Genomic DNA, 12,433 nt, shown 5'->3' on the forward strand with positions numbered 1-12,433 from the left:
CTGATGAAAAAGCCGCCACTGACACTTTACCTTGCCGCCCCACGCGGGTTCTGCGCCGGTGTGGACCGTGCCATCAAAATCGTTGAGATGGCTTTGCAGAAATGGGGCCCACCGGTCTATGTGCGCCACGAGATCGTGCACAACAAATTCGTGGTCGATGGCCTTCGCGCCAAAGGGGCCGTTTTCGTCGAGGAATTGCAGGAATGCCCCGATGACCGCCCGGTGATCTTTTCCGCCCACGGGGTGCCGAAATCCGTTCCCGCCGAGGCTGCCCAGCGCGAGATGATCTATGTGGACGCCACCTGTCCCCTTGTTTCCAAGGTGCATGTCGAGGCGCAGCGCCACGCGGATGCCGGGTTGCAGATGATCATGATCGGCCACAAGGGCCACCCCGAAACCGTGGGCACCATGGGGCAGCTGCCCGAGGGCGATGTGCTGCTGGTCGAGACCGTGGACGACGTGGCCACGGTGCAGGTGCGCGACCCGCACAAGCTGGCCTTTGTCACCCAAACCACCCTTTCGGTCGATGACACCAAGGATATCATCGCCGCCCTTCAGGCCCGGTTCCCGGCCATTGTCGGACCGCACAAGGAAGACATCTGTTACGCTACCACCAACCGGCAGGAAGCGGTGAAGGCCGTGGCCCCCAAGGCGGATGCCTTGCTGGTTGTGGGCGCGCCGAACTCATCGAACTCGCGCCGCCTTGTCGAGGTTGCCTCGCGCGAGGGGTGCCAGTACGCGCAGCTGGTCCAGCGCGCCACCGAGATTGACTGGCGCGCGCTCGAGGGGATCTCGACCGTGGCTGTCACCGCAGGCGCGTCGGCCCCGGAGGTTCTGGTAAACGAGGTGATCGAAGCGTTCAGCGCGCATTATGAAGTCACCGTCGAGCCGGTCAAAACCGCCGTTGAAAACGTCGAGTTCAAAGTCCCCCGCGTGTTGAGGCAACCGGCGTGAACGGAGTGCCGAAAGCACCGCTCTGCCTGGGGCTGGCAGGACTTATCCCGTTTGTCTGGGGCGCCCTGACCTATCTGAACGGCGACCTGAATGCCTGGGGCGCGCAAACCTTTGGCCCGCGTTTCGTGGGGCCTTATGTGCAACTGTTCTATGGATCGGTCATCCTCAGCTTCATGTCCGGTGTTCTGTGGGGTTTTGCCACCAAGACGTCGGGCAGCAAGGCGGCCCTGTGTTATCTGTTGTCGGTTCTGCCCGCGCTTTGGGCCTTTGCCATGACAGGCGGCGGGCCGGTCAATGCGGGTACCAATCTGATGTATGGTTTCGCTGGCTTGTTGTTGCTGGATGCCCTGTTTTCCTACTGGCGCCTGACACCGGTCTGGTGGATGCGGTTGCGCATCCTGCTGACCGCGGTCGTATTGGCCAGTCTTGCAGTCGGAGTGTATCTGTGACCGATGAACGCACAATCAACGCCTATACAAACAAGGTGGCCGAATATCTGAAAATCCCCCTGCCGCCCGAACAGCTTGAGGCCCGTCAGGCTTTTGCCGATGCGGTCGGCGCAGGCGGCTATGTACTGGATTTGGGGTCCGGGCCGGGGTCGGACAGCGGGTTCCTGATGCGTCAGGGGCTGAAGGTTCGCGCGCTGGATGCCACGCCAGCCTTTGTCGAACATGCGCGGGAAAACGGTGTGGATGCTTATCTGGGTACGTTCGATGACGTCACCGAGACGGCCGAATTTGACGGTGTTTACGCCAGCTTTTCCCTGCTGCACGCGCCGCGCGCTGATTTCCAGCGGCATCTGACTGCGATCCACAGGGCTCTGAAACCCGGTGGACAGCTGTTTCTGGGGATGAAGCTGGGTACTGGTGAACACCGGGATGATCTGGATCGTTATTATTCTTATTACACCGAGGCCGAGATCGAGGACGCCTTGAACAAGGCAGGGTTCACGATTGACCGCGCAGTCCATGGCATGGGCGAAGGCCTGGCCGGATCGTATGACGGATATATTCTGGTGTTCGCCCATGCCTGAATTGTTTGCGTATACGGATGGTGCCTGTTCCGGAAACCCCGGCCCCGGAGGCTGGGGCGTGCTGCTGCGCGCGATGGACGGGGACAGGGTTCTGAAAGAGCGTGAGCTGAACGGGGGCGAGGCCGAGACGACCAATAACCGGATGGAATTGCTGGCCGCCATCAGCGCCCTTGAAGCGCTAGAGCGACCGTCGAAGATAACCGTCGTCACCGACAGCGCCTATGTGAAGAACGGCGTCACCGGCTGGATTTTCGGTTGGAAACGCAACGGCTGGAAAACCTCGAACAAGAAACCGGTCAAGAATGTCGATCTTTGGCAGCGTCTGGATGAGGCGCAGGAACGGCATGATGTGACATGGGAATGGGTCAAGGGCCACGCAGGCCACCCCGAGAATGAAAAAGCTGATGAGCTGGCCCGGGCCGGAATGGCGCCGTTCAAACCGAAAAAGGCACAGGCGTGACCGCGCTGACGCTGCTGGACTATGCCTCGGTTCTGATCTTCGCGTTGACGGGGGCACTGGTGGCCAGCCGTGCCCAGCTGGATCTGGTGGGATTTGCCTTCATGGCCTGCCTGACTGCCGTCGGGGGCGGCACTGTACGAGACCTTTTGCTGGACCGTCACCCGATCTTTTGGGTCGGGCAGCCGGATTACATCCTGATCGCAGTCGCGGCGTCGGTCCTGGTGTTCTTTACCGCACATCTGGTGGAAAGCCGCTATAACTGGCTGGTCTGGCTGGACAGTTTTGCACTGTCAGTGGCTGTCGCGGCCGGAACCGGCGCGGCGTTGACGCTGGATCAGTCCGGGGTCATTGTCGTTTTGATGGGTGTGACGACCGGATGCCTGGGCGGGTTGATGCGCGATGTGGTCTGCAACGAAGTGCCGCTGGTGCTGAAACAAGGTGAGCTCTATGTGTCCTGCGCCTTTACAGGCGCCCTGACGGCAGTTCTGGCTGCCAGATTGGGGGCAGAGCCTGCGTTTTCTCTGGCTCTCTGCGCCTTGGTGTGCTGGGCGTTGCGCGCCGGGTCGTTGATGTTTGGCTGGCAATTGCCGGTCTACAAAAGCCGGCCGCCGCGCAACTGAGCCCGACAGTGGACGCCAAAGCGGCATGCTGTTACCCCTTTTGAAAGCACAGCCCGGAGGCCAACGTGACACTTAGACTTGCATCCATCACAGCCTGCCTGGCCCTGCTCGCCTCATGCGGCGCGTATTACACCCCTGTCAGTTTTGTTGCGCAGGGCGACCAGATCATCGCCTCAGGCACGATTGACGAGACAACGCTGTCTGCCTTTGAGGAAGTGACAGCCCAAAACCCCGAAGCCCGCACTTTGGTTCTGCAATACATTGAAGGATCGGTTGATGATGACGCCAATGTCATCTTCGCCCGCGAAGTGCACAGGGCCGGGTTCGATACCGTTGTTCCATCGAACGGGCTGGTGGCCAGCGGTGGCACCGACCTGTTCCTGGCCGGAAACCGCCGCGTGCTGCAACCGGGGGCCTGTGTCGGTGTCCACAGCTGGGCCGGGTCGGGTCTGGTGGCGACCGACTTGCCCGAGGACGATCCAGAACATGACCGATACCTGGACTATTTCAAGGATATCGGCGTGGACGAGGAGTTTTACTGGTACACCCTGTTCGCGGCCCCGGCCGACAGCATGCACTGGATGACCGCTGCCGAAGCGAACCGGTTCGATTTGACCACCAGGGGTGCTCCGGCACTTGGGTCTGCGATGGTTTGCGACGAACGGTAAGTCAGCCGTTCAGCAAGCGCGCGCCGATTTCCTTGACGAATTTCGCGGCCACCATCGCCGTCATGCCATAGGGGTCGCGATGCGGGTTGAGCTCGACGATATCCGCCCCGACCAGCTGACCTTTGAACCGGTGGATCAGGTCGATAACCTCGCGCGTGCTCAGCCCACCGGGTTCATGGTGCGAGACGCCCGGCGCAAAGGCCGGGTCCAGCGCATCCAGATCAAGTGACAGGTAGACCGGGCCATCGAATGAAATCTGCAAGTCGGGGCGCCAGTTGCGCATGTCGATCACCTCGACCCCGAACTTGTCGGCCTGTTCGCGCTGATGGGCGTTCATGGTGCGGATGCCGACCTGCACGAGACGCTTGACCGGGCAGGTCTCCATCACCCGCGCAAAGGGGCAGCCATGGCCGAGCGGTCCGATATCCTGCGTGTCGTACAGATCAGGGTGGCTGTCGATATGCAGGATGTTCAGGCCTTCGTACCGATCCGCATGGGCCTTGATCAGCGGATAGGCCACCGAATGGTCGCCGCCCAGAGACAACAGGCGCGCGCCGGTTGCGATCCGTTTCGCCGCTTCGGCCTCGATCCGGTCAATCGGTTCCTGCCCGCGCATTTCGAACACATCCAGATCGCCGGTATCCCTGAATTTGGCGCTTGCACCCAGGTCGGTACCATCTTCGGCGGTCAGGTTGGCGGCACCGGAATGCAGCGCCTCGCGGATGCGTCCGGGGGCGAAGGCCGGCCCTTGCAGGAACGAGGAATGCAGATCCAAAGGAACGCCCATCAGAGCGACATCACCCGGCTTCAAATCATGCGGCATCATCATTCCCCTTTTTCGTTGAAGGCGATCTGGACGGAGGAAAGACGCCGGGTCAAGGGGTCAACGGCGCAGGTAGGTCTGCCAGATCCAAATCACCAGCAACGCACCCAGAACTGCCCCGACAAAACCAGACAGCCACCCCATAACGGTTACAAGAAACCGCAGCAGCATCCCTCCGATCAGGGCGCCTGCGATACCGATCAGCATGGTCGTCGGGATATCCGCCTCGATCCGCATCAGGCGGGTGGCCAGAAACCCTGCCGCTGCACCGATGATGATCAGGGCGACGATTGGCATGTCATTTCCTCCAGTGGGTCGGCACGATGATCAGGGCACCAACGGAGGAAATCACCGCATCCAGCCCCGGAGGACCAAAGCTGATACCGAACATGATACGGACGAAATAGAACAGGAACGCCCCGCCCACACAGATGATGATGGATTGCAAATAGCCGTTATGGGTGAAACCGGTCTGTTCGGACAGATACCCGACGATCCCGGCAATCACGACAGTGCCCATCATCACCATGAACATATGGCTTTACTCCGAAGACATCCGGGTGCCGATCGGGATTGGCCAGCCCCGCAGGAACGTTTCCTTATCCTGCGCGCCTTTGCCCGCCCTTTGCAAGCGCAGCAGTTCTATGGCGCCCTGCCCGCAAGCCACATACAGATCGCCATTCAGAACCTCCCCCGGTGCGCCCTTCCCTTGCGCCAGACGCGAAGCGAGGAGCTTTACCCTGTTGCCTTCGATCTCGGTCCAGGCCCCGGGAAAGGGCGACAGGCCGCGGATCTGCCGATCGACCTCGACCGCGGGGCGCGACCAGTCCACGCGGGCCTCGGACTTGTCGATCTTGGCGGCATAGGTGACACCAATCTCGGGCTGCGGATCAGGGGTCAGGCCGGGCAGCTTTGCCAACGCCTCGACAATCAAAGCCGCGCCCATCGCCGAGAGCCGGTCATGCAGTTCCGCAGTGGTTTCCTCGGGCCCGATATCGGTGGCCTGTCGCAACAGAACGGGGCCGGTATCAAGGCCCGCCTCCATTTGCATGATACAGACGCCGGTTTGCGCATCGCCCGCCATGATCGCGCGGTGGATCGGAGCCGCCCCGCGCCAGCGCGGCAACAGGCTGGCATGAATGTTCAGGCAGCCATGAGCCGGCGCATCGAGGATGGGCCGGGGCAGGATCAGCCCATAAGCCACAACCACCGCCACATCCGCGTTCAGTGCCGCAAAACTGTCCTGTTCCTCGGCCGGTTTCAGCGAGGTTGGGTGACGCACGTCCAGACCCAGCGCCTGGGCCCGCGCGTGAACCGGTGTCGGGCGATCCTTCTTGCCCCGCCCCGCTGGGCGCGGGGGCTGGCAATAGACGGCGGCAATCTCATGCCCGGCCTCGACCAGCGCATCCAGAACCGGCACCGAGAAGTCTGGGGTTCCCATGAAAACAACGCGCATCTTTACCCCTGTTTCTTGGCTTTGCGCAGCAGCATGTCGCGTTTGACCTTGCTGAGCCGGTCAAAATACATCCGGCCATTCAGATGGTCGATCTGGTGCTGGACACTGGTGGCCTCGATGCCGACAAAATCGCGACGGTCCACCACGCCCTGCTCGTTCAGGAATTTGACAGTCACCGCGCGTGGGCGTTTTACCTTGGCCGACACGCCCGGCAGGTTCGGACTGGCCTCTTCATGTTCACGCAGTTCGATCGAGCTGTGCAGGATTTCCGGGTTCGCCAGACGCACGGCCTTGCCCCGCTCGGCCGACCCATCGACCACGGCCAGACGCAACATCACTCCGATCTGCGGCGCGGCCAGACCGACACCGGGCATGGCCTCCATCGTGTCGATCATGTCCTGCCAAATCCGGCGAATGTCATCGGTGATTTCAGTCACCTCATCCGCCTTTGTGCGCAAGCGTTTGTCAGGCCAGGGCAGACAGGTGCGGACGGTCATGCGCGCGCCCGTTCACGTTTAAGCTTTTGCATCTTGCGGGTAATCATCTGCCGTTTCAGCGGTTTTAGGTAATCAATGAACAGCTTGCCGTTCAGATGGTCGATTTCATGCTGCACGCAAGTGGCCCAAAGCCCGTCGAACGTCTCCTGTCGCAGGTTTCCCTTCTCGTCCATCCAGGTGACATCGACCACCTTGGGGCGGGTCACTTCGGCATATTGATCCGGGATCGACAGGCATCCTTCCTCGTATACATTGGTTTCCTCGGAAGAGGCGATGACCTGAGGGTTGAACATGATCAGCGGGCGCGGTGTTTCGCCTTCTTCCTTGATGCAATCCAGCACGATCAACCGTTCCAGCACACCGATCTGCGGCGCGGCAAGGCCAATCCCGGGCGCGTCATACATGGTTTCCAGCATGTCGTCAGCCAGCGTGCGCAGCTCGTCCGTCAGGTCGGATACGGGCGCGCAGACCTTTTTCAGGCGGGGATCGGGATGGATCAGGATAGTGCGTTTCATGAGGCTGATTTAGGCCATCCCGCCCCGCGCCGCAACGCCCCCCTTGCACCTGCCCGATTTGCGGTTAGCTTTCGGTCGAGAAAATGGAGCAGACATGACTTTCAACGACCTGATCGACCGCCGGGGCACCAACAGTTCAAAATGGGACAAGATGGAGATGCTGTATGGCGTCTCGCCCGAGGACGGTCTGGCCATGTGGACGGCCGATTCCGATTACCAGACGGCACCCTGCGTGATCGAGGCCGTGCGCAAGGCCGCAGATCACGGCGTGTTCGGCTATTCATGGATGCACCCGGACTATCTGGCCTCGGTTCAATGGTGGATGAAAACCCGCCATGATTGGGAAATCGACACGGATTGGATTCTGACGACCCAGGGCTTGGGCAATGCAATCGCCCTGTCGCTGGATGTCTGGACCGATCCCGGTGATGGCATCGTGATCTTCACCCCCGTTTACCATGAGTTTGCCCACAAGGTGAACAAATCGGGCCGCCGGGTCGTGGAATGCCCTTTGGTTCGGGACGGGGAAAGTTACGGCCTGGATCTGGACGACGCCCAGTCCCGGTTGGACGGGTCCGAGAAGATGCTACTGTGGTGTTCGCCGCAAAACCCGTCGGGTCGTGTCTGGACGCCCGACGAGTTGCAGGCCGTGGCTGCGTTTGCCGAACGGAACGGTTTAATACTGGTATCGGACGAGATTCACCACGATCTGGTCTATCCCGGCGCCAAATTTGTACCGATGGACGTGGCGGCCCCGGATGCACGTCCGTGGACCGTGACGCTGACTGCGGCGTCTAAGACCTTCAACATCGCCGGGCAGCGGACCGGCAACATGATCATTCCCGATCCCAAACTGCGCGCAGCCATGAAGCAACGGCTGCAAACATTGGATTACGATCCCGGCGCGTTGGGCGTGGCGATGATCACCGCCGCGTACAGCCCCGAAGGGGCCGAATGGGTAGATGCTCAGATCGCGCATCTGGAGGGAAACCGGCGTCTGTTCGATCAGACCATCACCGAGATTCCGGGGCTCTGGTCGATGCCCTTGCAGGCGACTTATCTGGCCTGGGTCGATTTCTCGGGCACCGGCATGGATCACGCTGAATTTGTCCGCCGGTTGCGCGAGGACGCGCGGATCGCGACATCGTCAGGCCCGGGCTTTGGCACTGGAGGGGAAACGTTTGAACGGTTCAACCTCGCCACGCAACGGGCACGGGTCGAGGATGCTTGCCTGCGGCTGAAACGAGCCTTCGGGGATCTGCAATAAGTTCGTGCCGGCCGGGGCTTGCAAACCCTGCCCTGTTTCCACAGGTGCCGGTTGCCTTGGTTGAGGCCGCTTTGGGCCGCGCGTGCCTGTCTTTAGGCTGGCACCGCTGGCCTTTGGCATCGACCAAACCCTCGGCCAAATCGAAATACCGGTTGAAATTCGCCCCTAGTCGTCATGCCCCAGAAGGGCGATCGGCGCATCGGGCGCGCGGTAAAAGTCAAGCGGCGCGCTGTCATGGGCGGCCGTGCTGCGTTTGAACTCATACCGCATCTCGCCGCCTTCATCCTCATCCGCGACGATGAGGCATTGATAGAGGTGGTTGGCCCCGTCAAAGATATCAACAAGCCCGCGCAGGCGCGGCGTGGTTTCCGCCTCAACCGTAAAACCGTCTTTCCACAATTTGAGTATTTTGTAGGTATTGTCGCCCATCTCCACCCGTAAACGGCTGGCTTTTTTCAATGTGGCGATTCGGGCCGCGTCCAACTCGGCGCGTATTTCCTTTGAAACATAGGTACTCATTAATCCGTTCCCCCGTGAATGACTTCTATTGTGCGGGATAAGTTGTAAAAATCCAATGAACCACGTTACAGAAACACGATCCAGCCGAGGTTTGTTGCACAGAAATCCCGAACTCGACTGTGCACGGATGCAGAGCATTTGCGCGGGCGCTCGCATAGGAAGATGCAAGCCCTGGCCCTATGTTTTTCGAAACGCACATGCGGAGGAAAAGACATGGGCCTGCTGGTCGACGGAAAATGGCAAGATACCTGGTATGATACCGAATCCACGGGCGGTGCATTCAAGCGCAGCGCCGCGCAGTTTCGCAATTGGTTGACAGCTGACGGCGAGGCGGGACCATCAGGCAAAGGCGGGTTCAAAGCAGAACCCGGGCGCTATCACCTGTACGTCAGCTATGCCTGCCCCTGGGCCCATCGCACGCTGATTTTTCGCGAGTTGAAAGGGCTGAGCGATCTGATCTCAGTCTCGGTCGTGCATCCGGACATGCTGGACCAGGGTTGGACCTTTGAGACAGACGGCCATGGCGCGACGGGCGACGATCTCTATGGGCTGAGCTTTGCGCACCAGATCTATACCAAAGCCGATCCAGCCTATTCAGGCCGCGTGACCGTGCCGATCCTGTGGGACAAGCGGCAGGAAACCATCGTGTCGAACGAAAGCTCGGAAATCATCCGCATGTTCAATTCGGCCTTCGACGGGATCACCGGCAATACCGATGATTACTGGCCCGAAGCGATGCGCGATGAAATCGAAGAGGTCAACGCGCGCATCTATTCAGACGTCAACAACGGCGTCTACAAGTCCGGCTTTGCCACCTCGCAAGCGGCCTACGACGCCGCCGTGGGCCCGTTGTTCGACACGCTGGACTGGCTGGAAGATCGTCTGACCCGGAACCGTTACCTGATGGGGGGTCGGATCACCGAGGCTGACTGGCGGCTGTTTACGACGCTGATCCGCTTTGATCCGGTCTATCACCTGCACTTCAAATGCAACAAGCGGCGACTGATCGATTACCCGAACCTATGGTCCTATACGCGTGAACTGTACCAGTGGCCCGGCGTGGCCCCCACCGTGAACATGACACATATCGTGCGCCACTATCACTACAGCCATGACAGCATCAATCCATACCGGATCATTCCGGTGAACCCGGTGCTGGATTATGCAGAACCGCACCGCCGCGATCAGCGCCCCGCTGCGTAATGCTCGACCATCGCCGCCAGATCCTCTGGCGGCGTTTCGCTTTGCACATAAGCACAGGCATTCGGACTGTGGGCAAATATCGATCCATCCGAAAAGAAGGTGGTGTTGGTGACAAAGATCACCCGCGCCTGGGGGCGGCGATAGCTGGCAAAATCGGCCACGGCCAGAGCACTTCCGGTTTCCAGAACCAGATCCAGCACGATGATTTCGAAATCCGTGCCGTACAGCGCCAGAATGGCGGCTTCCTGCGTCTCGACCAGCGTGACGTCGGCGCCCTGCCGTTCCAGATGCCTTTTCCATACCCGACCAAGGTCGGGATTACTCTCAACAATCAGAACTTTCATTTGCAACAACCTCGGCACTTGATATGGTGAGTGGTGCCGACCCCCGTGGTCCGTGATCTCGTTATTTCCTTAACAAAGTGTTAACAGCGGCCCTACAGGTCCGTGAACAGGCGGATTTGCTTGTATTAGAGGCGAAAATCCGCTTGAAGCAGGCCAAAAGCGGTATTTTCTCGCAGAGAGAGCAGATGAACACACCGGATCAAGACTTGGATCCACGCACGGTTCGCGACCACGGCGGTGGGCTGGACAGGGCGATTGCACAATATGGTGGACAACGCACCGACTGGATCGATCTGTCCACCGGCATCAATCCTCATGCCTACCCCGTGTCCGGCCTGACGGCCGGGGATTGGGCTGAATTGCCGGATCACGGGGCGTTTGAACGGCTCAGCGGTGCCGCGCGCGGGTTCTGGAACGTGCCGCAGCGTGCAGCGATCCTGCCCGCGCCCGGAGCGTCGGCGATCATCGCGCGCCTTCCCGCGCTAACCGCGGCGGGTACGGTACAGATCACGCCGCCCACCTATAACGAACACGCCGCCGCCTTTTCGGCGCAGGGATGGAAGGTACGGCAAGACGGTCCGTGTGACGCCCGCGTCATCGTCCATCCGAACAACCCGGACGGGCGTATCTGGCAGGAAGGCGACGTATCGGCACCACTTACCGTGATTGACGAAAGCTTTTGCGACGTCATGCCGGACCAGTCCTTGATCCACCTGGCAGACCGCCCCGGCGTGATCGTGCTGAAGAGTTTTGGCAAATTCTGGGGGCTGGCCGGGGTAAGACTGGGGTTCGCCATCGGACGACCGGATATGATCAGCCGGTTGAACGATCTGACTGGCCCTTGGTCTGTATCAGGCCCTGCCTTGCGGATCGGCACACGGGCCCTTGCAGATACGGATTGGGCAAGCGCCACGCGTAAGCGACTGGCAGACGAGGCCGCTCGGCTGGATGTTCTGTTGACGGCCAGGGGGGCCAAGGTCGCTGGCGGCACAAGCCTGTTCCGATTGTACAAGGTCGATGATGCCTCCCGCTGGCAGGAACAGCTGGCACAGAACCATATCTGGAGCCGCATCTTCCCCTATTCCGACACCTATCTGCGCCTTGGGTTGCCACCTGCGAACGGGTGGAACCGGCTGGAGGCCGCGCTGTGAGCCTTGGCCTGATGCTGGTCTGTGCCATGTGTCTGGACGCAGCGCTGGGAGAGCCCGACTGGCTCTGGTCGCGTATCAAGCATCCGGCGGTAATGATCGGAAACCTGATTGGCTGGCTGGATAAACGTCTGAATCACGGGGCCGCACGACGGGCAAAAGGGGTGGGTGTGCTTGTCCTGCTGGTTTGCGGCGCATGGGGGCTTGGGTGGGCTTTGTCCCTGCTGGGGCCAGTTGTCGAAATCCTGGTCTGCGCGATCCTGCTGGCGCAACAATCGTTGGTCGCCCATGTTCGCGCCGTGGGCGAAGGGCTGATGGCCTCACTGGCAGAGGGACGGGCACAAGTGGCCATGATCGTCTCGCGCGATACACGGGACATGACCGAGGCGCAGGTGGCACGCTCGGCCATCGAAAGCGCCGCAGAGAACCTCAGCGACGGTGTCATCGCGCCTGCGTTCTGGTTTCTGGTCGCGGGGTTGCCGGGGCTGCTGGTCTACAAGGCGGTAAATACCGCCGACAGCATGATCGGGTATCGCAATGAAAAGTACCGCGCGTTTGGCTGGGCCTCGGCCCGGTTCGATGACCTGCTGAACCTGATCCCGGCCCGCCTGACCTGCGTGATGATCGTGGCGCTGTCGGGCCAGTGGTCGCGCTGGCGCGAAATCGTGGCAGACGCGCACCGTCATATCTCGCCCAATGCAGGCTGGCCCGAGGCCGCCATGGCCCGCGCGCTGAACGTCGCCCTGGCCGGACCGCGCAGCTATGACGGTAAGGTACGGGATCTGGCATGGGTCAATGGCGATGCCCCGCGCGAGATCGGGGCGTCAGACGTTTTCCGCGCATGTCGCATGTTGTGGCGTGTTTGGGGGCTTGCGCTTGGGCTCGTGTCGGTGTCGGTTGGAATCGACCTGATTTACTGACGGACA

Annotated in this window: 18 protein-coding genes; 10 read left to right on the forward strand and 8 right to left on the reverse strand. The window is 60.7% G+C overall.

Annotated elements, in window-relative coordinates:
- Nucleotides 1-3 precede the first annotated feature (3 nt).
- The 6 genes from ispH to GS612_RS18290 all read left to right on the forward strand — a co-directional run bounded on the left by ispH (nucleotide 4) and on the right by GS612_RS18290 (nucleotide 3,735).
- Nucleotides 4-954 (forward strand): 4-hydroxy-3-methylbut-2-enyl diphosphate reductase, encoded by a 951-nt coding sequence (ispH, locus tag GS612_RS18265; protein ID WP_171642255.1) that lies wholly within the window; start codon nucleotides 4-6, stop codon nucleotides 952-954.
- On the forward strand, nucleotides 951-1,403 hold the full coding sequence (locus tag GS612_RS18270; protein ID WP_171642257.1) for a DUF3429 domain-containing protein: 453 nt from the start codon (nucleotides 951-953) through the stop codon (nucleotides 1,401-1,403). Before ispH ends, GS612_RS18270 begins: the two co-directional genes overlap by 4 nt.
- Nucleotides 1,400-1,987 (forward strand): methyltransferase domain-containing protein, encoded by a 588-nt coding sequence (locus GS612_RS18275; protein ID WP_171642259.1) that lies wholly within the window; start codon nucleotides 1,400-1,402, stop codon nucleotides 1,985-1,987. The genes GS612_RS18270 and GS612_RS18275 overlap by 4 nt, the downstream gene beginning before the upstream one ends.
- A complete protein-coding gene (rnhA, locus tag GS612_RS18280; RefSeq protein WP_171232686.1) occupies nucleotides 1,980-2,447 on the forward strand; it encodes a ribonuclease HI in 468 nt (155 codons plus the stop codon). Before GS612_RS18275 ends, rnhA begins: the two co-directional genes overlap by 8 nt.
- Complete coding sequence (locus tag GS612_RS18285) at nucleotides 2,444-3,067, forward strand: TRIC cation channel family protein (RefSeq protein ID WP_171642261.1); 624 nt, start codon at nucleotides 2,444-2,446, stop codon at nucleotides 3,065-3,067. Before rnhA ends, GS612_RS18285 begins: the two co-directional genes overlap by 4 nt.
- Before the next feature lie 65 nt (nucleotides 3,068-3,132).
- Nucleotides 3,133-3,735 carry an alpha/beta hydrolase gene (locus tag GS612_RS18290; RefSeq protein WP_171642263.1) on the forward strand — a complete coding sequence of 201 codons (603 nt, stop codon included), beginning with the start codon at nucleotides 3,133-3,135 and terminating at the stop codon, nucleotides 3,733-3,735.
- Nucleotide 3,736: 1 nt separating this feature from the next.
- Here GS612_RS18290 and speB read toward each other — a convergent pair whose 3' ends face one another.
- The 6 genes from speB to def (GS612_RS18320) are packed head-to-tail and all read right to left on the reverse strand — an operon-like array spanning nucleotide 3,737 to nucleotide 7,026.
- A complete protein-coding gene (gene speB / locus GS612_RS18295; protein ID WP_152457068.1) occupies nucleotides 3,737-4,558 on the reverse strand; it encodes an agmatinase in 822 nt (273 codons plus the stop codon).
- 60 nt (nucleotides 4,559-4,618) lie between these two features.
- Entirely contained in the window at nucleotides 4,619-4,855 is a 237-nt protein-coding gene (locus tag GS612_RS18300; RefSeq protein WP_171120279.1) for a GlsB/YeaQ/YmgE family stress response membrane protein, read from the reverse strand.
- Nucleotide 4,856: 1 nt separating this feature from the next.
- Nucleotides 4,857-5,093: a hypothetical protein gene (locus GS612_RS18305; RefSeq protein WP_170344822.1), complete on the reverse strand. Its 237-nt coding sequence runs from the start codon at nucleotides 5,091-5,093 to the stop codon at nucleotides 4,857-4,859.
- Between the two features lie 6 nt (nucleotides 5,094-5,099).
- Entirely contained in the window at nucleotides 5,100-6,014 is a 915-nt protein-coding gene (gene fmt, locus GS612_RS18310) for a methionyl-tRNA formyltransferase (RefSeq protein ID WP_171642265.1), read from the reverse strand.
- 2 nt (nucleotides 6,015-6,016) lie between these two features.
- Nucleotides 6,017-6,511 (reverse strand): peptide deformylase, encoded by a 495-nt coding sequence (def, locus tag GS612_RS18315; protein ID WP_171120283.1) that lies wholly within the window; start codon nucleotides 6,509-6,511, stop codon nucleotides 6,017-6,019.
- Nucleotides 6,508-7,026 (reverse strand): peptide deformylase, encoded by a 519-nt coding sequence (gene def, locus GS612_RS18320; protein ID WP_171120285.1) that lies wholly within the window; start codon nucleotides 7,024-7,026, stop codon nucleotides 6,508-6,510. Before def (GS612_RS18320) ends, def (GS612_RS18315) begins: the two co-directional genes overlap by 4 nt.
- A gap of 94 nt (nucleotides 7,027-7,120) precedes the next feature.
- Here def (GS612_RS18320) and GS612_RS18325 point away from each other — a divergent pair, with 94 nt between their 5' ends.
- Nucleotides 7,121-8,293, forward strand: a complete 1,173-nt coding sequence (locus GS612_RS18325; protein WP_171120287.1) for a MalY/PatB family protein — start codon at nucleotides 7,121-7,123, stop codon at nucleotides 8,291-8,293.
- A gap of 165 nt (nucleotides 8,294-8,458) precedes the next feature.
- Here the strand turns inward: GS612_RS18325 and GS612_RS18330 are convergent, their stop codons facing one another.
- Nucleotides 8,459-8,812: a hypothetical protein gene (locus GS612_RS18330; protein WP_170344817.1), complete on the reverse strand. Its 354-nt coding sequence runs from the start codon at nucleotides 8,810-8,812 to the stop codon at nucleotides 8,459-8,461.
- Between the two features lie 213 nt (nucleotides 8,813-9,025).
- Between GS612_RS18330 and GS612_RS18335 the strand changes: the two genes are divergently transcribed.
- Nucleotides 9,026-10,015 (forward strand): glutathione S-transferase family protein, encoded by a 990-nt coding sequence (locus tag GS612_RS18335; protein ID WP_171642267.1) that lies wholly within the window; start codon nucleotides 9,026-9,028, stop codon nucleotides 10,013-10,015.
- Here the strand turns inward: GS612_RS18335 and GS612_RS18340 are convergent.
- Nucleotides 9,997-10,359 carry a response regulator transcription factor gene (locus GS612_RS18340; protein WP_171205733.1) on the reverse strand — a complete coding sequence of 121 codons (363 nt, stop codon included), beginning with the start codon at nucleotides 10,357-10,359 and terminating at the stop codon, nucleotides 9,997-9,999. The two genes, GS612_RS18335 and GS612_RS18340, sit on opposite strands and share 19 nt — an antisense overlap.
- A gap of 185 nt (nucleotides 10,360-10,544) precedes the next feature.
- Between GS612_RS18340 and cobD the strand changes: the two genes are divergently transcribed.
- Nucleotides 10,545-11,510 carry a threonine-phosphate decarboxylase CobD gene (gene cobD / locus GS612_RS18345; protein ID WP_171642269.1) on the forward strand — a complete coding sequence of 322 codons (966 nt, stop codon included), beginning with the start codon at nucleotides 10,545-10,547 and terminating at the stop codon, nucleotides 11,508-11,510.
- Complete coding sequence (gene cbiB / locus GS612_RS18350) at nucleotides 11,507-12,427, forward strand: adenosylcobinamide-phosphate synthase CbiB (protein ID WP_171642271.1); 921 nt, start codon at nucleotides 11,507-11,509, stop codon at nucleotides 12,425-12,427. The genes cobD and cbiB overlap by 4 nt, the downstream gene beginning before the upstream one ends.
- Nucleotides 12,428-12,433 lie beyond the last annotated feature (6 nt).

This window comes from Ruegeria sp. HKCCD6157 (assembly GCF_013110685.1).
Classification (GTDB): Bacteria; Pseudomonadota; Alphaproteobacteria; order Rhodobacterales; family Rhodobacteraceae; genus Ruegeria.